The 24215-nt window shown below is 63.9% G+C and carries 24 protein-coding genes; 13 read left to right on the top strand and 11 right to left on the bottom strand.

All coding sequences use genetic code 11. From position 1 onward, the window contains the following. Window positions 1–10: 10 nt before the first annotated feature. The 3 genes from QYH69_RS11890 (at window position 11) to QYH69_RS11880 (ending at window position 4186) form a co-directional block, all read left to right on the top strand. Window positions 11–2131 (top strand): protein-disulfide reductase DsbD domain-containing protein, encoded by a 2121-nt coding sequence (locus QYH69_RS11890; RefSeq protein ID WP_308832060.1) that lies wholly within the window; start codon window positions 11–13, stop codon window positions 2129–2131. 219 nt (window positions 2132–2350) lie between these two features. Continuing rightward, entirely contained in the window at window positions 2351–3304 is a 954-nt protein-coding gene (locus tag QYH69_RS11885) for a histone deacetylase family protein (protein ID WP_308832059.1), read from the top strand. Between the two features lie 39 nt (window positions 3305–3343). Next, window positions 3344–4186 carry an SDR family oxidoreductase gene (locus QYH69_RS11880; protein WP_308832058.1) on the top strand — a complete coding sequence of 281 codons (843 nt, stop codon included), beginning with the start codon at window positions 3344–3346 and terminating at the stop codon, window positions 4184–4186. A 1-nt stretch (window position 4187) separates the two neighbouring features. Here QYH69_RS11880 and QYH69_RS11875 read toward each other — a convergent pair whose 3' ends face one another. After that, window positions 4188–5084: a LysR family transcriptional regulator gene (locus QYH69_RS11875; protein ID WP_308832057.1), complete on the bottom strand. Its 897-nt coding sequence runs from the start codon at window positions 5082–5084 to the stop codon at window positions 4188–4190. Window positions 5085–5188: 104 nt separating this feature from the next. Here QYH69_RS11875 and QYH69_RS11870 point away from each other — a divergent pair, with 104 nt between their 5' ends. Beyond that, window positions 5189–6043 (top strand): NAD(P)H-dependent oxidoreductase, encoded by an 855-nt coding sequence (locus tag QYH69_RS11870; RefSeq protein ID WP_308832056.1) that lies wholly within the window; start codon window positions 5189–5191, stop codon window positions 6041–6043. Window positions 6044–6051: 8 nt separating this feature from the next. Here QYH69_RS11870 and QYH69_RS11865 read toward each other — a convergent pair whose 3' ends face one another. Then, entirely contained in the window at window positions 6052–6954 is a 903-nt protein-coding gene (locus tag QYH69_RS11865; protein ID WP_308832055.1) for a LysR substrate-binding domain-containing protein, read from the bottom strand. A 238-nt stretch (window positions 6955–7192) separates the two neighbouring features. Between QYH69_RS11865 and QYH69_RS11860 the strand changes: the two genes are divergently transcribed. Next, window positions 7193–7582, top strand: a complete 390-nt coding sequence (locus tag QYH69_RS11860; protein ID WP_308832054.1) for a tautomerase family protein — start codon at window positions 7193–7195, stop codon at window positions 7580–7582. A gap of 27 nt (window positions 7583–7609) precedes the next feature. After that, window positions 7610–8206: a DUF4865 family protein gene (locus tag QYH69_RS11855; RefSeq protein WP_308832053.1), complete on the top strand. Its 597-nt coding sequence runs from the start codon at window positions 7610–7612 to the stop codon at window positions 8204–8206. A 9-nt stretch (window positions 8207–8215) separates the two neighbouring features. Here the strand turns inward: QYH69_RS11855 and QYH69_RS36060 are convergent, their stop codons facing one another. From QYH69_RS36060 to QYH69_RS11845, 3 genes are all read right to left on the bottom strand, one after another. Further along, complete coding sequence (locus QYH69_RS36060; protein WP_374992399.1) at window positions 8216–8314, bottom strand: AraC family transcriptional regulator; 99 nt, start codon at window positions 8312–8314, stop codon at window positions 8216–8218. Between the two features lie 137 nt (window positions 8315–8451). Next, the gene (locus tag QYH69_RS11850; RefSeq protein WP_308832052.1) at window positions 8452–9327 is read right to left on the bottom strand and encodes a MarR family transcriptional regulator; all 876 of its coding nucleotides are present in this window, start codon (window positions 9325–9327) and stop codon (window positions 8452–8454) included. A gap of 315 nt (window positions 9328–9642) precedes the next feature. After that, window positions 9643–10644: a nitrilase-related carbon-nitrogen hydrolase gene (locus tag QYH69_RS11845; RefSeq protein ID WP_308832051.1), complete on the bottom strand. Its 1002-nt coding sequence runs from the start codon at window positions 10642–10644 to the stop codon at window positions 9643–9645. An 89-nt stretch (window positions 10645–10733) separates the two neighbouring features. Between QYH69_RS11845 and QYH69_RS11840 the strand changes: the two genes are divergently transcribed. Continuing rightward, window positions 10734–11687 (top strand): LysR substrate-binding domain-containing protein, encoded by a 954-nt coding sequence (locus QYH69_RS11840; RefSeq protein ID WP_308832050.1) that lies wholly within the window; start codon window positions 10734–10736, stop codon window positions 11685–11687. Here QYH69_RS11840 and QYH69_RS11835 read toward each other — a convergent pair. The 3 genes from QYH69_RS11835 to QYH69_RS11825 all read right to left on the bottom strand — a co-directional run bounded on the left by QYH69_RS11835 (window position 11623) and on the right by QYH69_RS11825 (window position 15313). Continuing rightward, a complete protein-coding gene (locus tag QYH69_RS11835; protein WP_308832049.1) occupies window positions 11623–12735 on the bottom strand; it encodes a malate/lactate/ureidoglycolate dehydrogenase in 1113 nt (370 codons plus the stop codon). The two genes, QYH69_RS11840 and QYH69_RS11835, sit on opposite strands and share 65 nt — an antisense overlap. Before the next feature lie 103 nt (window positions 12736–12838). After that, complete coding sequence (locus QYH69_RS11830) at window positions 12839–14143, bottom strand: MFS transporter (RefSeq protein ID WP_308832048.1); 1305 nt, start codon at window positions 14141–14143, stop codon at window positions 12839–12841. A 285-nt stretch (window positions 14144–14428) separates the two neighbouring features. Beyond that, the gene (locus QYH69_RS11825) at window positions 14429–15313 is read right to left on the bottom strand and encodes a helix-turn-helix transcriptional regulator (RefSeq protein WP_308832047.1); all 885 of its coding nucleotides are present in this window, start codon (window positions 15311–15313) and stop codon (window positions 14429–14431) included. Window positions 15314–15416: 103 nt separating this feature from the next. On the opposite strand from QYH69_RS11825, the gene QYH69_RS11820 reads away from it, so the two are divergent. Next, on the top strand, window positions 15417–16316 hold the full coding sequence (locus QYH69_RS11820; RefSeq protein ID WP_308832046.1) for an SDR family oxidoreductase: 900 nt from the start codon (window positions 15417–15419) through the stop codon (window positions 16314–16316). An 88-nt stretch (window positions 16317–16404) separates the two neighbouring features. Here QYH69_RS11820 and QYH69_RS11815 read toward each other — a convergent pair whose 3' ends face one another. Next, the gene (locus QYH69_RS11815) at window positions 16405–17514 is read right to left on the bottom strand and encodes a porin (RefSeq protein ID WP_308832045.1); all 1110 of its coding nucleotides are present in this window, start codon (window positions 17512–17514) and stop codon (window positions 16405–16407) included. A 601-nt stretch (window positions 17515–18115) separates the two neighbouring features. On the opposite strand from QYH69_RS11815, the gene QYH69_RS11810 reads away from it, so the two are divergent. Both QYH69_RS11810 and QYH69_RS11805 read left to right on the top strand, forming a co-directional pair. Beyond that, the gene (locus tag QYH69_RS11810) at window positions 18116–18610 is read left to right on the top strand and encodes a hydroxyquinol 1,2-dioxygenase (protein WP_308832044.1); all 495 of its coding nucleotides are present in this window, start codon (window positions 18116–18118) and stop codon (window positions 18608–18610) included. 148 nt (window positions 18611–18758) lie between these two features. Beyond that, window positions 18759–19766 carry a hydroxyquinol 1,2-dioxygenase gene (locus QYH69_RS11805; protein WP_308832043.1) on the top strand — a complete coding sequence of 336 codons (1008 nt, stop codon included), beginning with the start codon at window positions 18759–18761 and terminating at the stop codon, window positions 19764–19766. 20 nt (window positions 19767–19786) lie between these two features. On the opposite strand, the gene cobF is transcribed toward QYH69_RS11805, so the two are convergent. Beyond that, window positions 19787–20566 carry a precorrin-6A synthase (deacetylating) gene (cobF, locus tag QYH69_RS11800; protein ID WP_308832042.1) on the bottom strand — a complete coding sequence of 260 codons (780 nt, stop codon included), beginning with the start codon at window positions 20564–20566 and terminating at the stop codon, window positions 19787–19789. 160 nt (window positions 20567–20726) lie between these two features. Between cobF and QYH69_RS11795 the strand changes: the two genes are divergently transcribed. From QYH69_RS11795 to QYH69_RS11785, 3 genes are read left to right on the top strand one after another with little or no spacing between them, the layout of a single operon-like run. Continuing rightward, entirely contained in the window at window positions 20727–21980 is a 1254-nt protein-coding gene (locus tag QYH69_RS11795; protein ID WP_308832041.1) for an alkaline phosphatase family protein, read from the top strand. After that, window positions 21977–22240, top strand: a complete 264-nt coding sequence (locus tag QYH69_RS11790) for a hypothetical protein (RefSeq protein WP_308832040.1) — start codon at window positions 21977–21979, stop codon at window positions 22238–22240. Before QYH69_RS11795 ends, QYH69_RS11790 begins: the two co-directional genes overlap by 4 nt. Next, a complete protein-coding gene (locus QYH69_RS11785) occupies window positions 22237–22941 on the top strand; it encodes a hypothetical protein (protein WP_308832039.1) in 705 nt (234 codons plus the stop codon). Before QYH69_RS11790 ends, QYH69_RS11785 begins: the two co-directional genes overlap by 4 nt. A 43-nt stretch (window positions 22942–22984) precedes the next feature. Here the strand turns inward: QYH69_RS11785 and QYH69_RS11780 are convergent, their stop codons facing one another. After that, complete coding sequence (locus QYH69_RS11780; protein WP_308832038.1) at window positions 22985–23830, bottom strand: DMT family transporter; 846 nt, start codon at window positions 23828–23830, stop codon at window positions 22985–22987. Window positions 23831–24215: the final 385 nt, after the last annotated feature.

The raw sequence follows: 24215 nt of genomic DNA, 5'->3' as shown, positions 1-24215 counted from the left end.
GGAGAGAGCAATGCTTCGATTCGCCCGTATCGGCGCAGCATTCGTGCTCGCCGCGCTCGCCGCCGCGGCACCGCTTGCCGCCCGCGCCGCAGCTACCGACTGGACCGGCGATCAGCGCGCCGCGGTGCGCATCGTCACCGCGACCGACAGCGTGCACGGCGATACGCTCGATGCGGGCGTCGAATTCCGCTATCCGGCCGGATGGCACGGCTACTGGCGCACGCCCGGCGATGCCGGCATTGCGCCCATCTTCAACTGGTCCGCTTCGCAGAACGTTGCGGGCACAACGGTCTCCTGGCCCGCGCCGTCGCGGCTCGTGATCGCGGGCCTGCAAAACAGCGTCTACACCGGCGACTTCATCCTGCCGGTAAAAATCCGGCTGGCCCATCCGGATCAACCGACACATCTCGCACTGACGCTCGATTACGCGACCTGCTCGAACGTCTGCGTTCCCGAGCATGCGGAACTCAGCATGACGTTGCCGGCCGGCACGGGCGCCGCATCCGCCGAAGCAGCGGCCATCGCGGCCGCGGCGCGCAGCGTGCCCGCAACGGCGGCGCAAGCGGGCATCAGCGTCGTGCGCAACCACCTCGAACCGACGAAGACCGGTGAACACCTCAGGGTCGAACTGCGCAGCGCCGGCGCCGCGTTCCAGTCGCCCGATCTGTTTGTCGAAGGCGCGGGCGCAGGTCTGCCCGCCGCACCGCGCGTGCAGCTGTCCGATCAAGGACATCGCGCGCAGCTCGACGTCGATCTGCCGCGCCCGGACCCGCAGGCAACCGTTCACGCGCCGCTGCAGTTGACGGTCGTCGACGGCGCGCGTGCCGCGACGTTCGCGGGGCCGTCCGCTTCGACACCGCCGGGCGGAACGCAAAACATCGCCCTGATCCTCGCGCTTGCGCTGCTTGGCGGCCTCGTGCTGAACTTCATGCCTTGCGTGCTGCCCGTGCTGTCGATCAAGGTGTTTTCGCTCGTGAAATCGGCCGGCGCCGAACGCGCAGCCGCACGGCGCGTCGCGCTCGCCACGGCATCGGGCATCGTCGTCTCGTTCCTGCTGCTCGCCGCCGCGCTCTCGGCATTGAAGCTTGCGGGCGCGACGCTCGGCTGGGGCATCCAGTTCCAGCAGCCGTGGTTTCTCGCCGGCATGGCGGTCATGACGACGCTTTTCGCGGCAAGCTTCTTCGACTGGCTGCCGATCGGTTTGCCGCAGGTATTCGCGCGATTCGGCGCGGGCAACGCGCAACGCGCGCCGCTTGTCGAAGCGTTCGTTTCCGGCATGCTGGCCACGCTGCTCGCCACGCCCTGCTCCGCACCGTTCGTCGGCACCGTCGTCGGCTTTGCGCTCGCGCGCAATCCGATTGACATCGTCGCCGTGCTGACCACGCTCGGCATTGGCATGGCGCTGCCGTTTATCGTCCTCGCAGTCGTGCCCGCGCTCGCCAGATGGCTGCCGCGGCCCGGCCCGTGGATGGTGCGCCTGCGCCAGGTCATGGGCTTGCTGCTGCTCGGCACCTCGATCTGGCTGCTTGCCTCGTTGCTGAAGGTTGCAGGCGCAACGATCGCCGCCATTGTGGCGGTCATGCTGACGGGGCTGCTCGGCCTGCGCGCGTTCATATCGGCTTTTCATGGCGCACGCGCAAACCGCTGGTCGGGCTTCGCGACTGCCGTGCTGGCCGTCGGCACGATCGCGCTTGCGAGTGTGCCGGTATCGATCGCGCCGGCGCGCATCGACAAGCCGGGCGAATGGCAGGCATTCGATCCGAATGCGATCGCCCCGCTCGTTGCCAGCGGCAAGACTGTATTGGTGGACGTGACCGCGAGCTGGTGCCTGACGTGCAAGGTCAATGAGCTCGCCGTGCTCGACACGGCGCCCGTGCGCAACCGTCTCGGGAGCAACAACGTCGTGCGCATGCGCGCGGACTGGAGCCGCTATAACCCGCAGATCGCGGGCTATGTGCAAAGCTTCGGCCGTTTCGGCATTCCGCTCGATGTCGTCTATGGGCCGCGACAGCCTCAAGGGCACCTGCTTCCCGAACTCTTGCAAACAGCGACGCTGTTCCAGGCGCTCGATGGCGCAAGCAACGACGCCGGCGGCACGCCGCGCATACGAGGAGCGACGGGCGGAACCTGAGCAGGCAGTACACGCACCATAAGCAAATCTCTATAGCGTGCCAAACTTTGTTTAATTATTCTTGTACTGGCGCGCCGCCCTACACTCAAGGGATTCACGTCCGGCGGCGCGTCACGCGGCACCCTGTTCGCCACAAAGCGCCGCCCGCCTTCGCTGCAGCCCAGCGCAACTTGTTCCACGCAAAGGAGATGATGCCGGCAAGCCCGGACATCAGCCCCCATGTTCCCGACCCTCATCTACACGCACGACGCCTGTCTGGACCATCAACCGGGCCCTGGTCATCCTGAATCGCCGGAGCGCCTGAAAACCGTGCTGCGCACGCTGCGTACACCCGAGTTCGAAGCGCTCGAGTGGCGCGAAGCGCCGCTCGGCACGATCGAGCAGGTCGAACTCGTGCACAGCCGCGACTTTGTCGATGAAGTGGCCGAGATCGCGCCGAAACAGGGCTACGTGCCGCTCGACGCCGGCGACACGGTGATGTCGCCCGGTTCGTGGGATGCGGTGATGCGCTGCGTCGGCGCCGCCTGTGCGGGCGTCGACGCCGTGCTCAACGGCGACGCGCGCAATGTGTTCTGTGCGACGCGCCCGTGCGGCCACCACGCGGAACCGTCGCGCGCGATGGGCTTTTGCATCTTCAATCAGGCGGCCATCGCAGCGGCGTATGCGTATGAAGTGCACAAGCTCGAGCGCGTCGCCGTCGTCGACTTCGACGTTCATCACGGCAACGGCACGCAGGCCGCGTTCTTCGACCGCCCCGAGCTGTTCTATGCATCGAGCCACCAGTCGCCGCTGTATCCGGGCACGGGCGCGGCCTCGGAGACCGGCGTCGCGCATAACATCGTCAACGTGCCGTTGCCGCCGGGCTGCGATTCCGCGAATTTTCGGGCGCGTATCGCCGCCGCGATGCTGCCGGCAGTGCGCGATTTCGACCCCGAGCTCATCATCGTTTCCGCGGGCTTCGACGCGCACCGGCTCGATCCGCTCGCCGGCCTCGGCCTCGAAGACGACGATTTCCATTGGGTCACGCGCGAACTCGTGAAAATTGCCGACGCGACCTGCGAAGGCCGCGTCGTGTCGATCCTCGAGGGCGGCTACAGCATGGAAGGGCTCGCGAACGGCACGCGCGCGCATGTGCTTGCGTTGATGGGCCACGAGGCGTACGCGCCCGCTTGATGCCGCCCAAGGTGCGCGAAGCTGCGCACCAGGCGATGCATGAGGCGATGCATCAAGCAGTGCCCGACATGGTTCGGCGATTGCGGCGATACTCACGCATTCGTCAAACACCATCACGGGGGCACCTTCATGGGATTCGATTTCAACGGTAAGCGCGTGATCGTTGCAGGCGGCTCGCGCGGCATCGGCCGCGGTATTGCGCTTGCCTTCGCGCAATCGGGCGCCGCCGTATCCGTTTGCGCGCGCAAACCCGACAGTCTGAAAGCCGTCGATGCCGAATTGCGCGCGCACGGCCATCCCGTTCATACCGCGACGTGCGATCTCGCGGTCGCCGAACAGATCAGCCGATACATCGCCGCCGCAGGCGCCACGCTCGGCGGCATCGACATCCTCATCAACAATGCGTCGGGTTTCGGCGGCGGCGACAGCGAGGCCGGCTGGGAGGCAGGCTTCAACGTCGACCTCATGGCCACGGTGCGGGCCGGACACGCCGCGCTGCCGTTCCTGCGTCAATCGCCGGGCGGCGCGATCGTCAACGTGACCTCGATTGCCGCGCTTCGTCCGGGCACGCGGACCACGTCGTATGCGGCGATCAAGGCGGCCGTTGCGCACTACACCGCTTCTCACGCTTTGGCGCTCGCCCCCGACCGCATTCGCGTGAATGCAGTCGCGCCGGGTTCGGTCGAATTTCCGGGCGGCTCATGGGAGCAACGCAAGACTACCGATCCAAAGCTTTACGAGGGCACATTGCGCCACATTCCATTCGGGCGCCTCGGCACACCCGACGATATCGCCAACGCAGTGCTGTTTCTCGCCAGCCCCTACGCGGGCTGGATCACGGGCCAATCGCTGGTGGTCGACGGCGGACAGCTGCTGACGTGATTCATACCGACGCCGCGATCTGCTCGCGCAGCCATTGATGCGCCGGGTCGCGATGCGAGCGCTCGTGCCAGAGCATCGTCATTTCGTAGCCGGGCACGTCGATCGGCGGCGCGAAAGCGCGCAGCCGATCGGCGTTGCGCACGAGCCGCGACGGCAGCATCGCGACCAGATCGCTATCGGCCAGCACCGACTCCACCACCAGAAAATGCGGCACCGATAACACGACGCGACGCTCGAGCCCGACCGCGGCGAGCGCATCGTCGGTCACGCCGCGAAAGGCGCCGCCGCCAGGCGAAACGATCACATGCTCGAGCTTGCAGAACTGTGCGAGCGTGGGCCGCCGTTTGAGCTTCGGATGGCCTGCGCGGCCGACCAGCACGTATTGCTCCTTGAATAGCGGCCGGGCGCGCAATTCGGAGGGCGCGTCGTCGGTCGTGTGAAATGCAAGGTCGAGGTCGCCCTGTTCCGCCTGCTTCGCCGTGCGACCCGGAATCAGCGGCATGACCGCGAGCCGCGTGTGCGGCGCCGCAGTGCGCAACGCATTGAGCGCGGGCAGCACGATCGTCATTTCCCCATAGTCGGCCGCACCGACCCGCCAGGTCCGGTCGGCTTCGGCCGGATCGAACGGATGCTCGGGCGCGATCGCGCGCTCGAGCGCTTCGAGCGCCTGCCGCAACGGCTCGCGCAACGACAAGGCACGCGCGGTCGGCCGCATGCCGCGCGGGCCCGGCAATAGCAGCGGGTCGCCGAACATCTCCCGCAGTTTCGCCAGATGAATGCTGACCGACGGCTGCGAAAAGTTCAGACGCTGCGCCGCGCGCGTGACGTTGTGCTCCGCAAGCAGCACATCGAGCGTGACGAGCAGATTGAGGTCGAGACGTCGCAAAGTATTTTCCATGTATTGCCTTTCCTGATACCAGGAATTTGTACAATTCATTTCAAATATACCTGACGAAAGCCTACGCTGCGTGCATTGATCATTCACCTACCGAGGTTTCCGTCATGAACGTTCTGATCGTCTATGCTCATCCCGAACCGCGCTCGTTGAACGGGTCGCTGCGCGACTTCGCGGTACAGCGTCTCGAACAGGCCGGGCACACGGTACAGGTGTCGGACCTGTACGCGATGAACTGGAAGACCACGCTCGACGTGCACGACTTTCCGTCGCGCGACGCGAATGCGCGCTTCAATGCGGCAACCGAATCCGGCCACGCATTCGCCAACGGTCTGCAACGCGAAGACGTTGCGCGCGAGCAGGACAAGCTGCGCTGGGCCGACGCGGTGCTGCTGCAGTTTCCGCTGTGGTGGTTTTCGATGCCGGCGATCATGAAAGGATGGTTCGAACGCGTCTATGCGTATGGTTTTGCTTATGGCGTAGGCGAGCATTCGGATCAGCACTGGGGCGACCGCTATGGCGAAGGCACGTTCGCGGGGAAGCGGGCCATGCTGATCGTCACGACCGGCGGATGGGAATCGCACTACGCGCCGCGCGGCATCAACGGCCCGATCGACGATATCCTCTTTCCGATCCAGCACGGAATGCTCTATTACCCGGGCTTCGCGGTACTGCCGCCGTTCGTCGCCTATCGCATGAGCCGGATCGACGACGCGCGGTATGCGATCGTGCGTGACGCGCTCGGCGAGCGGCTCGACACGCTCTTCACGCGCGAGCCGATTCCGTATCGTCCGCAAAACCGCGGCGCGTACGACATTCCGGCGCTGACATTAAAGGCCGATATCGCGCCGGGGAAAACCGGTTTTGCCGCACATCTGGAAGAGCCGATTGCAGCGGATCGGACCGCCGGCGATGGCGTCGCCAAACAGGTCGCGGAACACATCGCGGAACAGGTTGAATAAGCCGGCGATCAGGCCGCGTTGATCTCTTCGAGCACCGTGTCCAGCACGATCTCGGTCAGGCGGCGCACCACCGCGTTCGCTTCCTGATCCTTCCGGTGCAGCGACAGCGGAATCGGCGGCAGCACGGGCAAACCCGTTGCTAGCGGATCGAGCACGGCGAGCGAGCGCGGCATCGCGATCGTCGTGCGCACGGTGATGCCGAGCCCCGCTTCGGCAGCGGCCCAAAGTCCCGACAGGCTCGGGCTCGTAAAAACGAGCCGCCACGCAATGCCCGCCTCGTCGAGCGCGGCAATACCGGCCGAGCGAAACGAGCACGGCGGTTCGAAGGCGACGAGCGGCAGCGGATCGGCGCCGGTGCTGCCGCCGCAATCGCGGATATTGCCCGAGTCGGGCAGCCCGACCCATGCGATCGCCAGGTTCGCGACCCGCTCGGCGTACGGCGTGCCGCTGCTGTTGCCCCATGCGAGCGCCACGTCGAGATCGCCTCTGAGCGTCTTTTCGATCAGCCGCGCACTCGCGTCCACCTGCACCTCGACACGTACTTTCGGATGCGCCCTTGCAAAGCGTCCGAGCACCGACGGCAGAAACGTATCGGCAAAATCCTGCGGCAAGCCAAGACGCACCCATCCTTCGAGATCCGCACCGCGGATCGTCTCCACTGCTTCGTCGTTGAGTTCGAGCAATCGCTTCGCATAGCTGAGCAGCGATTCCCCCGCCGTCGTCAGCGCAAGGCTGCGACCCGACTTCTGCACGAGGGGCGTGCCGATCTGCTCTTCGAGCTTGTGCAATTGCGCGCTGACGGCCGATTGCGAACGTCCCAGCCGGTCCGCTGCCCGCGCGAAGCTGCCGAGTTCGAAGCCGAGCACGAAGGTGCGCAGCACATCCATATCGAGGTTGGTACGGACCGCCATAGTTCGATATTTCCGATAGGTCAGTTTGAAAGTTTGCGATTTTCGTGAACGGCGTTGTTCCGTATTCTCGATGCAAGGCGAGGCTCGCGCCGCCACCGCAAGCAGTCGCGACAACCTCGCTTGCGCTTGCCGGCAGTGCGTGACCACCGTCGAGCATCGCTTTCATTGTATGCGCAGCAATCGATCCATTCGGCGTATGCGTGCGCAGTCCTATTGCTGTTCGCGAACGGAGACCGGCATGCCACTCGTCCGTATTTCGTTGCTGAAAGGCCGATCGCCGGCGCAGTTGCGCGCGATCGCCGACACCGTCCATCAGGCTCTTGTCGATACGTACAACGTGCCTCCAGACGACCGCTTCCAGATCATCGAGCAGCGCGAGCCCGCGGAAATGGTCTACGACGCGCACTATCTGGGCGTCGAGCGCAGCGACGACCTCGTGTTCATCCACATCGTGGCGGGCCGATGGCGCGATACCGCAACCAAACGGGCGCTCTATCGCGCGCTCGCCGCGCGGCTTTCGGCGAACGCCGGCATGCGGCCTGAAGATGTGCAGGTGGTACTGTCGCCGAACGACAGGGACGACTGGTCCTTTGGCAACGGCCTTGCGTCATATGTGAAGGACGAGTAAATCACGGCAGGGCCCAAAGGAGACGCTATGTTCATCATGCAATACTCGATTACGCTGCCCGCCGATTACGACATGCGGGCGATCCGCGAGCGCGTCGCGAGCAAAGGTTCCTCGTTCGATACGTTAGACGGGCTTGGCCTCAAATGCTTTCTGATTCGCGAGCGTGGCCGGTTCGACGCGCAAAGCAGCCAGTACGCACCCGTATATCTATGGCCGCGTATCGACGCGATGTGGGGCTTCCTGGCCGGCCCGGGATTTGCCGGCATCAAGCAATCGTTCGGCACGCCGCCCGTCGAAACATGGCCGGCCCTCGCGTATGCGCGCTCGGTGCGATTGACGGATCCGCGCGCCATCGTCGCGCTCACGCGCGAAGACGAAGTGCTTCATGGCGATGCCGATCTGATCGAACGCTCGAGGCTCGAAACCGATGCCGCGCTCGATGCCGTCGAGCGCACCCCCGGTCTGCTGGCGCGCGCTGTCGGGCTCGACCCGACCAACTGGAGGCTCGTTCGATTCGACTTCTGGGCGCTTTCGCAACAACAATTGCCCATGCATTCGCACCGCGCACGCAGTTACGAGGTGCTGCACGTCTCGGCTCCGGCGTTTGCCGAGCTGCACGCATAGACGCCTGCATTATTCGCGCGGCGCCACGCCGTACCGCTGCCTGAAAAGACGACTGAAGTGCGCGGCGCCTGCAAATCCGCATCGGTTCGCAGCTTCCTCGAACCTGATGAATTAAGATTTCCCAAACGTTAGCGAGGTCTCTGATGGAAGTATCTTCCTGAGAAGATACTTCACCAAAGACGTACAGTGTTCTGCGAACGGGACACCGCGGGCGGCGCCATTGCGCCGTCAACCGCCACGGACCATCAGAACGCCGCCGACAGAATGCGCCTGAGGTAAGCGTCCGCCTCGCCGAACTCTTCGTCGCTCATGCCGATCGCCTCGCGCAATGCGCCGAGACCCTCCGCGATCCGCTCCATTCCCGCATCGGCCGCCTTGACGCCCGCCGCGGTGAGCACGATGTTCGACGCACGCAGGTCTTCAGCGTCGGCGACGCGCGCGACGAGCTTCGCCCGCTCGAGCCGATCGATGCGCTTGGTCATGGTGCCGGACGTGACGAGCAGCGCCCGGAACAGATCGGTCGGCCGCATCGCGTACGGTGCGCCGACGCGGCGCAACGCAAGCAGTACATGCAGTTCGCCGACATCGACGCCAACCGACCGGGAGATCACCGTGAGGCGCCGCTCGTGCATGTATTGCGCCTGCTTGATGCGCATGAACAGCCCCATCAGGCTCAGATCGAGGTCCGGACGTTCGCGCGCCCATGCAAGCGCGACTTCGTCGAGTTTGTCGGTCTGCACGCGTTTCTTCGGGCGGCTTCGTCTGATGCGCTGCTTCAGATCGTTGGGCGCCCCGCCGTAGCCCTTGCCCGACCACCACTCGCGCGAACGTTCGAGCGCCTGCCGGTAGTCGAGCACCGTGAGCCCATCGGCACCGGTGCTATCGTCGGCCTTGCCAAGCAGGATTTCCTCATACTTGCCTGATCCGACAAAAACGCGAGCATGCCACGTGGCCGAACGCGCGCCCTTGTAGTAGCCCAGATGACGGCCCGTATCGACCGCGTGCCAATACGGCTTGCGCCGCGGTTGCAGCACGGCGCGCGACTCGCGCGTGGCGAGCCACGCGTCGCTTTCGGACCCGGTGCCGACGGCATTCGCCGCCAACTGTTCACTGCCGTCCATGCTGTTTTGCCTCAGATCGACCAATCGGACGTTTGCAATATTACCCAACTCACCCAATTAGTTCAAATCGGCGCGGCCGGCACCGCATTCGCCGACGTCGTCACGCTCAGGCCGCATTGACGGCCAAGCTTGAACCCATGATCGCGCCGGTCCGTTGCTGCTTGCCGGCGCACGGTCTGTGCCGCGCAGCGAGCTCCTCTTTTATTTCTGTTGACCGCACACTCGCTTCGATGCGTACACAACGATCGTCTGCCAAGCCCACGCGATTTTCCAACGCTGCTCGTCGTGTGCGATTCACCGGAACGCGGAACGCATTCAGCGCGCACCGCCCGACGATGACGGCTTCGTGCCTCTGCGTACAACGGCAAAGCTGATCGGGACCGCGCCACGCGCCGTCGCCTGCCCGGTCTCCGGCAACGGCTCGAAATCGTCGTTGTGCGAGCCGGTTGCCGTCAGCGGACGGTACAAGGAGGGACGCCGCGCCGCGCGCCAAAGCTGCACGACGCGCGCATTCGCAAGTGCAAGGTCCAGGTTGGCCGAAGCAATGCCGTGGCAATCGATCGAATCGGCCAGCACGTCGCCGTGCGGGTCGACGATCATCGCCGCGCAATGGCCGCGGGCTTCATCGTCAGCTTCATCGCCGGACGCGTCGTCGCGGCCAGCGGCCATTGCGATAAATGTGCCGTTATCGAGTGCACGCCCGGGCAGCGCGCGGCGAAGCGCTTCGACTGTGCCGCGGGGGCCTGTGCACTCGCACCGATATGGCGCGAGCAATAACGTCGCGCCCATCAACGCAGTCACGCGCGCGTTTTCAACGAGTTCGTTATCGGCGCCGATCAGAATGCCGACGCGCACGCCCCATTGCGTATCGAACACCGTAAAGCGGTTTCCGCTGCCAAGCCGGCCGCCGTGCACGTGCAGCTTACGATGACAATGACGCGTGCCGTCCGGCATGCAAACGACGTAGCTATTGAACAGGCGCCGCCCGTCGCCGCGCTCGATCCATCCGACGCCGGCCGCGACGCCGGTTCGCTCGACTGCCTGTGCGACCACGCTGATCGATGGACCATCGAGCGGTTCGGCGACGGCGCGCAGTTCTTCAAGCCTCGACGTCGCGACATCGGCTGCAGCGTCCGACACACGACCCGCTCTCACACCGCTAATACACGCCTCCGGAAACACCGCGAGCGCGATGCCCGCGCGCGCGGCCTCTTCGAGCAAGGCAACGATCCGCGACACGTTATCGCGCGCTTCGCCGCGACGCGAAACAAGCGAAATAGCGGCGATCCGCAGCGTCGAACTGGAAGGCGACGTCATGATGCACTCCAACTGGGAATGCACCCATTGAACTCCCACGCTATCAATAAGTAAAATGAATGTTTTTACGTATCTGATCGCCTTTTGGAATGGAACTTCGCCTGCTCCGCGCGTTTCTCACCGTCGCTCGCATGAAGCACTTCGGCCGCGCGGCCGATTCGCTTGCGCTGAGCCAGCCCGCGCTGAGCAAGCAGATCGCTGCGCTCGAAGTAAGCGTCGGTGCGAAATTGTTCGAGCGCGGCAGGCATGGCGCCGAACTGACCGTATTCGGTGAAACCTTCCTTGCCGACGCGGAAACGCTGGTTCGCAATGCCGACGACGTGCTCGCGCGGGCACGCGAAGCGAGCGGCGGCAAGCGCGGGTTTCTGCGCGTCGGACTGGGTTTGTCGACGCTGACCATCGCACCGCGGCTGATTGCCGAGTTCCGGCAGCAGCATCCGGATATCAGCGTGACCTTGCACGATCTGTCGTCGGCGGAGCAGACGCGACGGTTGCTCGCCCGTCAACTCGAAATCGGCTTTGTGCGCTTGCCCGCCGATCACGGCTTATCCGTGATTCGCGTGATCGATGAAACGCTCGCGCTTGCCGTGCCCGAGCATGTGCGCTGGAAGCGCCTGCCGGCGAATCTGCAAACGCTGAACGAACTCGGTTTGATTGCGCTATCGCGGCGCCAGGGTCCGGGGCTCGCCGCGCAAATCGATCAGTGGTGCAGCGAGCATCATTTCGTGCCGAACATCGTTCAGCAGGCGGACGACATCCAGTCCATTCTCGCCGCGGTGGCGGCCGGTGTCGGCGCGGCGTTTCTGCCGTCGCGCACGCAATATCTGTTGCGCGATGCGCGGATCATTCCGTTGCGCGACGCCTCCGCGCGCTGGCAAATCGGCCTTGCGTGGCAAAGCGATCGCGACAATGCGGTGGTCAGGCGTTTCGTCGAATTCGCGCGCGCCGAGCTTGCGCGCGCTACACCGGGCAAAACGGTCAACGCGCCTCGTACTGCGCAATCGCGGCGTCCGTCATCCCCGCCGCGCGCGCCGCGTCGATAATCTGCGTCCAGCTCGTCAGATCGACCGGAATGCCCTGCGCGGTGCGCTCGCGGCGTACCGCATCTTCGCGTTCGCCGGGCAGCAGCACTTCGTCGACACCTTCGACGCGCCGCGTCGCTTTGAGCCAGTCGACAAACGCATCCGCCTCGGTGTCCCTGTTCGGTGCGTCGAATGCAGCCGGGTCGATGATCACCGACAACATGCAGTTGACGATTGCATGGGTCGTCACGATCGTTTCCGTTCGCGAAGTAAAGCCGCCGCTGAGCGCGCCCGCGAAAATTTCGCACATCGCAGCGAGACCCGAGCCTTTGTGTCCCGCCACCGCGCCGCCGAATGCGAGCAGCGCGCCATGCTGGCCTTCGCTGAACAACGCGCCCGGGTCACGCGTCGGCCGGCCGTCGACATCGATCAAGGCGCCCGCGGGCGTTTCGATGCCCTTGTTGAACGCAACGCGTACCTTGCCCGCCGCGACCGCACTCGTCGCGAAGTCGAGCACGAGCGGCGCGCGCCCTGCGCGCGGAAACGCCGCGCAGAATGGATTCGTGCCGAAGCGGCGGTCGATGCCGCCGAATGGCGCAACGAGCGGATCGCCCGCGACATTGACGAAGTGAAACGACACGAGCCCCGCGCGTGCGCATTGCTCGGCCCAATGCCCAATGCGCCCGATATGATGCGCATTGCGCAGACCGACCGCGCAGATGCCGATCTGCTTCGCCCGCTCGATGCCGCGTTCCATCGCTTCGAATGCAATGACTTGTCCAAAGCCCCGGGCGCCTTCCATCGTCAGCACGGCGCCCGCGTCGCGCACGAGCTGCGCGTGCGCGTTGAGCTTCAACTCGCCTTCGCGGCATGCACGGATATAGCGCGGAATCATGCCGACGCCATGCGAGTCGTGGCCGCAACGACTCGCTTCGACGAGATGATCGGCCACGAGCGCGGCCTCGCGCGACGTGCTGCCGGCCGCCTGCCAGATCGACACGACGAACGCATGCAACGCGTCCACGCCGACGATCACTTCGGAATACGACGCGGGTTTATGTTTTGACATGGGCATCAACGCAGAGGTGAACGGGTGACGCGCAAAGCCTGCGCGATGACATGACGTGGCGTGAATGCGTATTGCTGCGCTACTGCGCTATTGCGCCGCTGCCTTACGAATGGCGCGCGTACGCTTCCTGCTCGATCGCATCGGCCCGCTTCGTATCCAGTGGTTCCACACGGCCAACGATAAACAGGTAGTTCACCGCGCCGAGCACGCAGAATACGCCGGCCACCACGAGCGGAATCGTGAACGAGCCTTTGGTCAGTTGCAGCATGATTCCCGTGAAAGTCGTCAGCGCAATGCCGGCGAGATTCGATGCAAAGTTCTGGATGCCCGCGAGCGACGCGACGTGTTGCGGTGTCGGTGCAACGTCCGCGGGCAGCGACCAGATGCTTGCCGCCGCGGCCGCGAGGCTGCCGTAGGCGACGGCAAAAAGCGCGAGCATCTCGTAGATGCCTGGCACGACGGCCGTCAGCGTGATCACCGAAGAGAGCAGCATGCCGCCCACGATGCAGGTCTTGCGCGCGGCGGTAGCACTCCAGCCGCGCTTCACGAGTGCATCGGAAAGCCAGCCGCCGAACCAGCCGCCCGGAATCGACGCGATTGCAGGCAAGGTGCCGAGCGTACCGAGCGACTTCAGCGAAAAGCCGCGCACCTCGACGAGATAGCTCGGGAACCACGTGATAAAGAAATAGATGACGAAGTTCAGGCAGAAGAAGCCGAACATCATGCCCCACACGGTGCGGTAGCGAAACAGCGTGCTCCAGCGGATCGCAGGCGCGGCAGGCGATGCGCCGGCTTGCGCGGCGCGGGTTCCGGCAGCCGGTTTGCGTCGCTCGAAAACGGCATTGACAGCGGGCTCGCGATATAACGCAACCCAGCCGAGAATCCACACGGCGCCGAGCGCACCGGTTATCACGAACGATGCCTTCCATCCCCAGGCGGCGATGATTGCCGCGACGATCGGCAGAGATAGTGCGGAGCCAGTACGCGAGCCGCTGTCGTAAATGCTCGTTGCAAGTGCCCGCTCGTCGCGCGCAAACCATTGGCTCACGAGTTTCGCACATGACGGGTAAGCGCCCGCCTCGCCGGCGCCGAGCATCAGGCGGCAGCCGAACATCGCGGCAAAGCCGCTTGCCACTGCCGTCGCCGCCGTAAACACCGACCACCATCCGACCGCGAGCGGCAGCGCGATGCGCGCGCCGATACGGTCGATGAACCAGCCGAACGGCAACTGCATGACCGCATAGGTCCAGAAAAAACCGCTTAGCAGCAGCCCCATGCCGGCCGGCCCGATGCCGAGTTCCTTCATGATGTGAGGCGCAGCGACCGCGAGATTGGCGCGATCGATATAGTTGACTGCGATTGCCAGAAAGCAGAAGAAAATCACCAGCCAGCGGGCCTTCTCCTTCATCGCGTCGTCTCCTCCTGAACCCGGCCGTCTGGTGGCCGTGTATGCGGGGCCGATCGGTCACGGGACATGCGGGCCGCATGCATCGTGCCTCAACTGTGGGTGCTCGGGGCGTATCGTGTTCGACCTTGTCCAGCGCCAAACGAAATTAAACGACCGCTGCAACGCGGTCAACCGGGTAATCCCTGACACAGCCTCGCGTCGCGATGCGAATTTTTGACGCGCATGACAAGTATCGCGTCGAACCGGGCGTAACCTCAGTGAGTGCCTGAAACGAGAATGTATGGTCTACGACGTATGCACCAGCGTCTGCGGTACAGCGTCGATCAGCGCGCTGATCCGGTGCGCATCGGCAGGCGTAACGGGCGTATAGATGACCATCCCCAACTCAGGCCGGCCATCGACGGCGAAGCTCGAGAATTCGAGTTCGATCGGCCCCGCGACCGGATGCAGCAGATGCTTGCTGCCTTCGCCATGCGTACGCACGTCATGATCGCGCCACATCGTTTCGAACTCGGGGCTGCGCCGGTTCAAATCATCGACAAGCGCTTCGACTTCAGCGCTCGCGCCGGCCCGCAGCACATCGGCACGAAATGCCGCGACGACGAAGCGCGCGACGCTTTCCCAATCGCGTTGCCACGCGCGCGCATCAGGATTGCAAAACAGCCGGCGCAGGATATTGCGCTCGACGGGCGCGGCCGCACCGTATTCGAACACGGCGGCCGCCGCGCGATTCCACGCAACGATGTCCCATGTCGCCGTCTTCACGAGCGCCGGGCTCAGTTCGAGCGAATCGAGAACGCGCTGCAGTCGCGGCGATACGCGCGCGGCGGCCTGCGCGCCGTCGTAACGGACTTCGGGCGGATGCCCAAGCCCAAGCAGATACAGATGCTCGCGCTCCACGTCGGTCAGCATCAGCGCCTGCGCGATACGGTCGAGCACCTCGGCGGACGGCGCGCCGCCACGCCCCTGTTCGAGCCACGTGTACCACGTCGCGCTGACGTTTGCGCGCTGTGCGACTTCTTCACGCCGCAGTCCCGGTGTGCGCCGGCGCCCTGCCGGCAAACCAAGCGCCGCCGGATCGAGTTTCGTGCGGCGATCCTTCAGGTAGGCGCCAAGCGTATGGGCCGAACTGGCCGAATAGGTCGGTTGAGAAGCGCTCGTCGACGGCATGGCTTGATCCTGTTGGTCGATATACCTGTATAACGTCACTACTTTACCCGCATAGCTTATGAGCCGAGAGTGGCCGCTGTCCACATTCGACTCGAGGAAAGCAATGCGTGTATTCGTTACCGGTGCGACCGGATTCGTCGGCTCTGCCGTTGTCCAGGAACTGCTCGACGCGGGATACGAGGTGTTGGGACTCGCGCGCTCCGCTGCAGCGGCCGAGTCGCTCGCCGCGACCGGTGCCGCTGTGCACCGCGGCTCGCTCGAAGATTCCGATAGCCTGCGCCGCGGCGCCGAAGCAGCGGACGGCGTCATCCATACAGCGTTTATTCACGACTTCTCGAAGTTCGCGCAGAACTGCGAGATCGATCGACAGGCGATCGAAGCGATCGGCAGCGTGCTCGAAGGCTCGCAACGGCCCTTACTCGTCACGTCCGGCGTTGCGCTGCTCGCACAAGGACGGGTCGCAACCGAGGATGACGGCCCGGTGCCGGTGTCCGACTCGTATCCGCGCTCGTCCGAGGTAACGGCGACGGCGCTTGCCGCGCGCGGCGTGCTTGCGTCGGTGGTGCGGCTCGCGCCTTCGGTTCACGGCCGTGGCGATCATGGCTTCGTTCCGCATCTGATCCGTGTGGCACGCGAGAAAGGCGTGTCCGCTTATATCGGCGATGGACTCAATCGCTGGCCCGCCGTGCATCGGCGCGATGCGGCGCGCGCGTTCCGGCTCGCGCTCGAGCGGCGCGCAGCCGGCGCGAAATATCACGCGATCGACGAACCGGGCATTGCGTTCAGGGAGATCGCGCAAGCGATCGGACGCGGCCTCGATGTGCCGGTCGTCGCACTGGCGCCTGAAGCAGCCGCTGCGCATTTCGGCTGGTTCGCGCGCTTCGCCATGATCGACGCGGCCGCGTCGAGCCAGCGCACACGTGAGGTACTCGGCTGGCAGCCCACGCAGCCGGGTCTGCTGGACGATATCGATGCGGCGGGATACTTCGAATCAGCCGCTTAGCCGTTCGACTGTCGTCGTTCGATCGTAAGCAAGGCCGCGAGATATCCACGGCCTCGCTTGCGATTGGCCACGACGCCGCAAACCGCACTCAGAACGAATGCTGGATGCCGGCGTACACGCCCGACTGGCTATGTCCGACGAGCGGGTTATCCGTTGCGACCGTATTGCCCGCATTGTTCGCGTTCAGGCCGAAGTTCGCCGTGCTGCTGTTCTGCACCGTCGCGACCTGGAAGTCGAGCAGGGTACGCTTCGAAAGGTTGTAGCTGCCCCCGACCGAATAAAGCGTCGCATTGCCTGCGCCCTTGTTCGCGTTCACGTGATACACCGCTGCGATCAGCGCGGCCGCGGGCGAGATCTGCCACGTTACGCCGCCCCATTCGTGGTCGAGCGTGGTCGGCGATACGCCCGTGGTGGCCGGCGCACCGGAGGTACGGATTGCCTGATACGCGCCTTGAATCTTGAACGGGCCAAAGAACAGGTTGACCGCCGCCGTGTACTCGCGCGACGCAGTGAACGGATCGTCGAGCAGACCGTTTTGCGCATCGCGAATCTCGTCGTAGATGCCGCGCACCTGCACATGAGCCGTCGTATACGTGAGCTGCAGCCCCGCCCAGCGGCCTTGCGGCGTCGTACCGTTGCCGTTGAAGTTCGTCGCGTTCGAGAGCGCGTACTGTCCGAATGCGTCGAAGCCCGAGAACTTCGGCGTCTGGAACGATATCGTGTTGCTCGAATGCAGCCAGTTGCGGCCACGCACGAGCGACGCCGAAGACCAGTTCGACTGGCCGAACGGATCGAAGTCCCATACCCCGTTCGAGATAAACAGCTCGCGGCCGAGCAGCAGCGTACCGAAGCGCTCGCTTGCAATACCGACCGTTGCGTAGCGATCGAAGAGCCCGTCGGTGCTGCCCGCGCCGGTCGTCGTGCTGAACGCGCCTTCGAGGTGAAACACCGCGGCATAACCATTGCCGAGGTCTTCGGAGCCCTTCAAGCCCCACAGGCTCGTACCCCAGTCGCCGCTCTCGGCACGAAACCGCGACGACTCGCGGTTGGCGGCACCGTTCGGACCTGAGCCGGCCGGCACGCCGTTCATGTACTCGATGCCGGAGTCGATCCGGCCATACAACGTGACGGAAGACTGCGCGTGAGCAGCCGATGCGAGAAGCAAAGCGAGAACGCCGGATACCGCGTTCTTTTTCATAGTTGTCTCCTGAACGCGAAGGCTTATGGATCATTTCGAGTCCAATGCCATCGCGTAATGCGACCTTGAGAGTGGTCAGCTCCTTTAACCATATGGATTACAAGTTATTTGTAACCTTCAATTCACATATTGGCATTTTCGTGCAATGCGAAATCGCGGCGCGATTAACCGGGCTTCGATTAAAAACAAGTGGGAATTCTACACATTTTCGACGCGGTGCGAGATGAATTACATGATTTCCTGAACGCGCCAGATAAGCAAAGCGGGGAGCTTTGAACACCCGCGAGGAGACGCATGACGGCTTGACTCTGTTATTGGCACGCCGGAAACGAATGCCGGTAAATATAGGAAAACAGATTATTCCGATGCAAAGGAATACCAAACAAATTCAATATCCTGCAACAGATAAATAAGCGATCGACAAACCTCCTTTAAGGGCAATTCATTAAATGGCGGATTGTCCTTTTTTCGCCTATTTTGCGCCATTCATTCGACTGGCACCGGCTTCGTTTCCAGTGCCGCCTGTTCCGACACGTATGCCGTCCGCAAAAAACGTTTGCTCAAATGCGCTCATCACCCGAATTTCCTGGAGAGCGAATCGATGCAACAACGGACGTGGTTAGCCAGTCTCGACAATTTTAAAAAAGGGACGATCGAAACCGTCAACGGCAGCGCAGCGCATTTTGCGATGTCCAATGTCTTCGAAGTCGCGAGCGGCGCGCTTCCGTACGAAAAGGTCGTCGTCGGCCGCAACCTCGACTACGTGATCGAGGTGCTCAGAGCGCATCGCACATCCGCATGGTTCGCCGCAGCACATGACGAGTTCGCGATCGTGCTCGACGGCACGGTCGACGTACAGTTCGTCAAAGCGGCCAAAGCGCCGCTCGTCGAACCGTCCACGCAGGGCAGCGTGCGTTTCGACGACGAACCGCAAGGGCAATCGATGGGCTACATGCGCCTGCGGCGCGGACATCAGGCGTTGCTGCCAGCCGGCGCGGCCTATCGCTTTGTCGCCGTGAACGACGGCGTGCTGCTACTGCAGACGATGCTCGGACAGCACTCGGTGCAGAAGTGGGCCGAGATCTGCATCCGATAACCGCGCGAGCGTACTGCGACAGATCAACGCGGCAGATCAACGCGGCAGATCACCGCGGCAGACGAGCGCAGCGGCCCGCTCAAACAGCGCTTGCAACGCCCGATATAGCGCTCACCCGCGCAATTCAGTACCTTTTCCGGAGCTCACGATGAGCAGCAACCCCGCTTTGCCCAATGTCGATGTCGATGTCGTTTCGAGCGAGCCCGACCCGTCCACCGGCTATCGCACATTCACGCTCGGCGATTTCGAGTTCAGCCGCGACGCGTACTTCGCCACGATCGGGTGGCACGCGAACGGTGCACGCCGTACCCATCAGATGCGCGTCGACGACTTTTTGCGCGCGATGATGCGCGACGTCGCATGGGACTTTTTCTACGGCTGGGTCAATTTCGACGACGTGATCGGCACGCGCAACCATTACGGCAGCGTCGACCTGTTTGCGGGCGCGTACAACGCGAGCTATCGAACCGCGCGCATCGACCACACGCAGCGCTTCGGCACGCCGCGGATCCTCGCCACCTTCAAGGCCATCCTGCGAGATTGGGTCAACGAAGGCTTCGACCCATTTGCCGCGCCAGAGGAAACAGGCTCCGCGTTCGGCACGAAGCACGGCGACAACCTCGCGGCAATCGAGCGCCGGCGGATCGGCACGACGCGCATGCCAGGCATGCCGGGCGATTCGCCGCTGCGCGACACCTTGCCGATCAATCGCCAGTTCGCCGACATTGCGCAGGACGAACCGGAAATTCACGCGCAGCCCGGCTTCGAAGCAGAACTGCATGCCTTCAATCTGTTCAAGTATCTTTCGCGTTCCGATGTCACATGGAATCCGTCGGTGACATCCGTGTGCGGGCATAGCCTCTTTTGCCCGACCACCGAGGAATTCACGCTGCCGGTCTTCCACGGGAACGACCGCGTCGAATGGTTCCTGCAGCTATCGGATCAGATTGTCTGGGACATCGCCGACAAGAATACCGGTGAGCCGCGCGCCCGCATCACGATGAACCCGGGCGACATTGCCGCCATGCCGGCCGATATTCGCCACAAGGGATATTCGCCGAAGCGCTCGATGCTGCTCGTGTGGGAGAACGTCACGCCCGACCTGCACGAACGCTACGAATGCGGCGAACTGCCGCCGCATCCGGTGCGGTTTTAACCAGAACCGGACGGCGTGCGTCAGCTATCTTCGCCGGCGCTCCCGCCACGCCGCTTCAACATATACGTATCCATGATCCACCCATGCCGCTGCCGCGCGTCGGCACGCGTGCGCTCGATTTCGTCCATCACGTCGCGCAGTTTTCCCGCGATCAGGATCTCGTCGGGGGTGCCGACATAGGCGCCCCAGTACATGTCGAGATCTTCATCGGCGACCTGCCTGTATGCGTTCTGCGCATCGAGCATCACGACGACGCTATCGACATCGTCCGGAAAACCTTGCGCGAGCGTGCGTCCGTTTGTGATCTGCAGCGGCCGGCCGATCGCATTGAGCGCGACGCGGTGCTTCGCCGCGAGCGCCTGAACGCTGCTGATGCCCGGAATCACGTCGTATTCGAACGCATGCCGGCCGCTTTGCGAAATCGCGGCGACAATGCGCATCGTGCTGTCGTACAGCGACGGATCGCCCCAAACGAGAAACGCACCGCATTCTCCTTCTTTGAGTTCCTCGCCGATCAGGCGCTCGAACACCTGCTGCTTGTCGCGGTTCAGATCCTCGACGGTTCGCACATAGTCGCCTGCGCCGATACGACGCTCAGGGTTCGTCGCCTCGACGATTCGATAGCTGCGATCCTTCACATAGCGCTCGATGATTTCCTTACGCAGCGCAATGAGCTTTTCCTTTGCCACGCCCTTGTCCATCACAAAGAAAACGTCGACTTCGTTGAGCGCGTTGACCGCCTGCATGGTCACATACTCGGGGTTGCCGGCGCCAATGCCGATGATCAATAGTCTTTTCATGATGTTCTGAGGATTTTTCCGCCGGGGCTCAACGCCAATATCGAACGATATCGAAAGGGTACACCTTGGGCCAACCCGATTCGCGACGCGCAGCGGGCAGCTTTACTCGACGGTTGACCGGACAGTACACTGACACGCGCTCGAACAACCGGGAACGCCCATGAGTGCCGACGCAACGCGTGCATCCGCCCCAGCCCCCTCGCCTATCCAGCATATCTTTGTGCTGATGCTCGAGAACCGCTCTTTCGACCATCTGTTCGCGCTATCGGGTATTCCCGGCATCGTTGCGGCCACTTCCGCGAATGCCAACACCTACGAAGGCGTGACCTACCCGTTCGAAGGCGGCGCGCCGGAGCAGCTGCCGAGCGACCCCGGGCACGAATTCGCCGATGTCGTCGAACAGCTTTGCGGAGCGGGCGTGCAGTTCGAAAAAGGGAAACCGTATCCGCCCATCGACAACTCGGGCTTCGCCGCGAACTACGCGACTTCGCAAACCGAAGGGCCCATCCCGCCGCAAGCCGATATCGGCGACGTGATGCGCGCCGTCGACACGCGCGTGCAGGCGCCGGCACTTTATACGCTTGCGACCGGGTTCGTGCTCTGCGACGGCTGGCACGCGTCGATGCCGGGGCCGACGTGGCCGAACCGGTTTTTCCTGCATGGCGCGTCGTCCGCGGGCCTCGATCACTCGCCGACCAATCGCGAATTGCTCGAATGGGAAACCTTCGACGGCTTCATGTACCCGAACCATTCGATCTTTGACGCGCTCGGCAAGGACAACTGGCAGCTCTATCAGGATCAGACCGGCGCGCTGTCGGGCCGCGTGCCGCAAGTGTCGTCGCTAAAGGGTATCGACTTTTTCGACGTCGACGACCTCGCGCACTTCGAATCCGATCTCGCGCAAGGCTATACGGCCCGCTACACGCTGATCGAGCCGAGCTACGGCGACGTCATCCGGGAGACCTACGAGAACGGCACGTCGCAGCATCCGATGGACAGCATCGAGGCCGGCGACCAGCTCGTCGCGCGCGTCTACAACGCGATCCGCCAGTCGCCGCTGTGGGACAAGAGCCTGTTCGTGATCGTGTACGACGAACACGGCGGTTTATACGACTCCGTCAAACCGGGCAGCGCGCCGCCGCCGAACGATGGCGCCGGCGCGTCGGCGAAACTGAACGCATCGGGTTTCGCATTCGACGTGTACGGCGTGCGCGTGCCGGCGATCGTCGTCTCGCCGTGGGTGGCGAAAGGCCACGTGGACCACACGGTGTACGATCACAGTTCGATACTCGCGACGATCGAACGCCTGTTCGGCATTGCGCCGCTGACCGCGCGCGACGGCGACGCGCACGACCTGTTGCCGCTCGTCACCACCACCTGCCGCACCGACTGCCCGGGACGGATCGGATCATGACCAGCACCACGAACACGACGGCGGACCCGCGCGACGCCGAACCCATGCGCGACGGCTCGCGGCTCATGATTTTCCTGCATGTTCTGAGGAAAGCGCATCGCGCGATGGAGGGGGAGGTCAAAGCACGGGAGCGCTTCGCGAAGATCGTCACGCGCGGCGAAGCGAGGCAGTACATCGAAGAAATGATGCCGCGATTGCTGCGCGAGCGCGAGAAACGCCGGCAGCAGCGGCGGCGCGCTCACGGAAACCGGCCGGCATGAATACGTCGAGCCTGCGTTTTCCTCACGCGAAGCGGACCGCGTCGTGCCTCGCGGCGGCCGCGGCCGTGACGCTTGCGTCATGCGGCGGCAGCTTCTGCGTCGGCGTCAACGGCTGTACGGGCTCGAATACGCTGCCGGGCGTATCCGTTTCCGGCACGGCGGCAACCGGCCGCGCACTGGCGAGCGCGAACGTCGTCGCCAGTTGCGCACAGGGTTCGGGCAGCGCGCTGTCGGATGGCGGCGGCAACTACCGCCTCGACCTCAATGCGGCACTGCCGTGCATCATCACCGTCACGTCGGGCAGCACGACACTGCATTCGGTCGCTTATTCGAACGGCACGTTCAATACGACGCCCGAAACCGACCTGATGCTCGTTTATCTCGCGGCACAGCTCGGCACGAACGAAAACGGCCTGATCGCGGGGTTTCAGACCAACGGCACATTCCAGCAGGCGCTTGCGAATCAGAACAATGTGCTCGCCGCGCAAACGGCCGTCGTGACGAATCTGCAGCAGCGTTACGCCGTCACGCTCGCGGCGCCGGCGTTTCTGACAACGCCGTTCGTGGTCGGGCAGCCCGGTGTCGATAGCGATCTCGATGCACTGGCCACGGCCGGCGCGATCGACGCGAACGGCATGCCGGACCCGGCGGCCGTATCCCTGCTCACGACGGCCGGCAGCTCGCGCCCGCTCGGGCAATAACCGGGCCGCCGCTCGACGCGCCGCGTTCATGCAACGCCACCCGTCAACGCTTCTGACGCAGCGCGAGCGCAACGCCGCTTAGCGTCAGCACCATCGCGAGCGCCGTGCGCAAACCAAGCGGTTCGCCGATCGACAGCGCCGCGGCGACGATGCCGAGCACCGGCACGAGCAGCATGCCGATCGACGCGATCTCCGCGGGCAACCGGCGCAGCGTTTCGAACCACGCGATATAGCAGACGCACATCGGCACGAGCGCCATATAAACCATTACCGCCCAGCCGTCCGCATGCAATGCCGCGAAACGCGGATGTTCGACCGCGAGCCCGTACAGCACCATCGGCACGCAGCCGATCACGACTTGCCACGCGACGAGCGCGAGCGGCCCCATCGGAATCGACTCGCGATTCGCGACCGTGCCGAACGCAAACAGCAAGGCGGCCAGCAACGCGCAGACAATGCCCACGAGCCGGTCCGCGTCGACCGAAATGCCATGGCCGCCAAGCAGCACGACGACGCCCGCAAGGCCGAGCGCGAGCGCGCAGAATCCACCCACGGACGGACGGCGCGACAACATCGGCCACGCGAACAGCATCGACCACAACGGCATCGTGTAGACGAGCAACGCCGCCTCGTTGACCGGCAGCCAGACCATCGACATCGTCGACAGGCCCATCCATGCGAGCACATTGGTGCAGGCGGCCAGCAGCAGTCGCGGCAACCATTTGGAGGGAATGCGGATAGATTCGCCGCGCAGCGTCGCGAGCAGGAATAGCAACAGCGCCGCCGCACACCCGGCAACGCCGCGCGAGAACAGGGGTGGCCATTCGCGCAGCAGCACTTTCATCGCGGGCCAGTTGATAGCCCAGCCGACGGCAGTGGTGAGAAGCAAAAGAAAACCTGACAGACGTGACGATGCGTGTGGGCTGGACATACTCGATTGAGGCCGCGGCGGCGCGTTATTCCCGCTCGTAGTATCGGCTGGCAGGTGATCGATCAGGAAGCAAAGGTGCGATGATGCGATGGTGCCACAGGCAGGCCGCCACTTGCTGCGATCGCATCATTTCGACGCTGCCGCGATCGGCCGCTTTCACGTACCGGCACGAGGCGCCGCCATTGCGCGGCAAACGCGAGCCGCGCCGCGACGGCTCGTCGCGGCGCCTGCCCGATCACGATTCCACGTCGTCGAGGCTGAAAACTTCCGACTGGTCGTTATACGAAAAGATCTCGCCATAACGTCCCCAGTTGATCACCGCGTCGAGCGTCTCTTCGGCCGC

It is taken from the genome of Paraburkholderia sp. SARCC-3016 (genome assembly GCF_031119615.1).
Classification (GTDB): domain Bacteria; phylum Pseudomonadota; class Gammaproteobacteria; order Burkholderiales; family Burkholderiaceae; genus Paraburkholderia.
The sequence above is the reverse complement of the archived record's forward strand: the minus strand, read 5'-3'. Positions and strand labels throughout refer to the sequence as shown.

What these genes read in the sequence shown, in the direction of transcription:
- QYH69_RS11890 (WP_308832060.1), top strand. Translation starts at nt 11, where the DNA reads ATGCTTCGATTCGCCCGTATCGGCGCAGCATTCGTGCTCGCCGCGCTC.
- QYH69_RS11885 (WP_308832059.1), top strand. Translation starts at nt 2,351, where the DNA reads ATGTTCCCGACCCTCATCTACACGCACGACGCCTGTCTGGACCATCAA.
- QYH69_RS11880 (WP_308832058.1), top strand. Translation starts at nt 3,344, where the DNA reads ATGAGGCGATGCATCAAGCAGTGCCCGACATGGTTCGGCGATTGCGGC.
- QYH69_RS11875 (WP_308832057.1), bottom strand. Translation starts at nt 5,084, where the DNA reads ATGGAAAATACTTTGCGACGTCTCGACCTCAATCTGCTCGTCACGCTC.
- QYH69_RS11870 (WP_308832056.1), top strand. Translation starts at nt 5,189, where the DNA reads ATGAACGTTCTGATCGTCTATGCTCATCCCGAACCGCGCTCGTTGAAC.
- QYH69_RS11865 (WP_308832055.1), bottom strand. Translation starts at nt 6,954, where the DNA reads ATGGCGGTCCGTACCAACCTCGATATGGATGTGCTGCGCACCTTCGTG.
- QYH69_RS11860 (WP_308832054.1), top strand. Translation starts at nt 7,193, where the DNA reads ATGCCACTCGTCCGTATTTCGTTGCTGAAAGGCCGATCGCCGGCGCAG.
- QYH69_RS11855 (WP_308832053.1), top strand. Translation starts at nt 7,610, where the DNA reads ATGTTCATCATGCAATACTCGATTACGCTGCCCGCCGATTACGACATG.
- QYH69_RS11850 (WP_308832052.1), bottom strand. Translation starts at nt 9,327, where the DNA reads ATGGACGGCAGTGAACAGTTGGCGGCGAATGCCGTCGGCACCGGGTCC.
- QYH69_RS11845 (WP_308832051.1), bottom strand. Translation starts at nt 10,644, where the DNA reads ATGACGTCGCCTTCCAGTTCGACGCTGCGGATCGCCGCTATTTCGCTT.
- QYH69_RS11840 (WP_308832050.1), top strand. Translation starts at nt 10,734, where the DNA reads ATGGAACTTCGCCTGCTCCGCGCGTTTCTCACCGTCGCTCGCATGAAG.
- QYH69_RS11835 (WP_308832049.1), bottom strand. Translation starts at nt 12,735, where the DNA reads ATGTCAAAACATAAACCCGCGTCGTATTCCGAAGTGATCGTCGGCGTG.
- QYH69_RS11830 (WP_308832048.1), bottom strand. Translation starts at nt 14,143, where the DNA reads ATGAAGGAGAAGGCCCGCTGGCTGGTGATTTTCTTCTGCTTTCTGGCA.
- QYH69_RS11825 (WP_308832047.1), bottom strand. Translation starts at nt 15,313, where the DNA reads ATGCCGTCGACGAGCGCTTCTCAACCGACCTATTCGGCCAGTTCGGCC.
- QYH69_RS11820 (WP_308832046.1), top strand. Translation starts at nt 15,417, where the DNA reads ATGCGTGTATTCGTTACCGGTGCGACCGGATTCGTCGGCTCTGCCGTT.
- QYH69_RS11815 (WP_308832045.1), bottom strand. Translation starts at nt 17,514, where the DNA reads ATGAAAAAGAACGCGGTATCCGGCGTTCTCGCTTTGCTTCTCGCATCG.
- QYH69_RS11810 (WP_308832044.1), top strand. Translation starts at nt 18,116, where the DNA reads ATGCAACAACGGACGTGGTTAGCCAGTCTCGACAATTTTAAAAAAGGG.
- QYH69_RS11805 (WP_308832043.1), top strand. Translation starts at nt 18,759, where the DNA reads ATGAGCAGCAACCCCGCTTTGCCCAATGTCGATGTCGATGTCGTTTCG.
- cobF (WP_308832042.1), bottom strand. Translation starts at nt 20,566, where the DNA reads ATGAAAAGACTATTGATCATCGGCATTGGCGCCGGCAACCCCGAGTAT.
- QYH69_RS11795 (WP_308832041.1), top strand. Translation starts at nt 20,727, where the DNA reads ATGAGTGCCGACGCAACGCGTGCATCCGCCCCAGCCCCCTCGCCTATC.
- QYH69_RS11790 (WP_308832040.1), top strand. Translation starts at nt 21,977, where the DNA reads ATGACCAGCACCACGAACACGACGGCGGACCCGCGCGACGCCGAACCC.
- QYH69_RS11785 (WP_308832039.1), top strand. Translation starts at nt 22,237, where the DNA reads ATGAATACGTCGAGCCTGCGTTTTCCTCACGCGAAGCGGACCGCGTCG.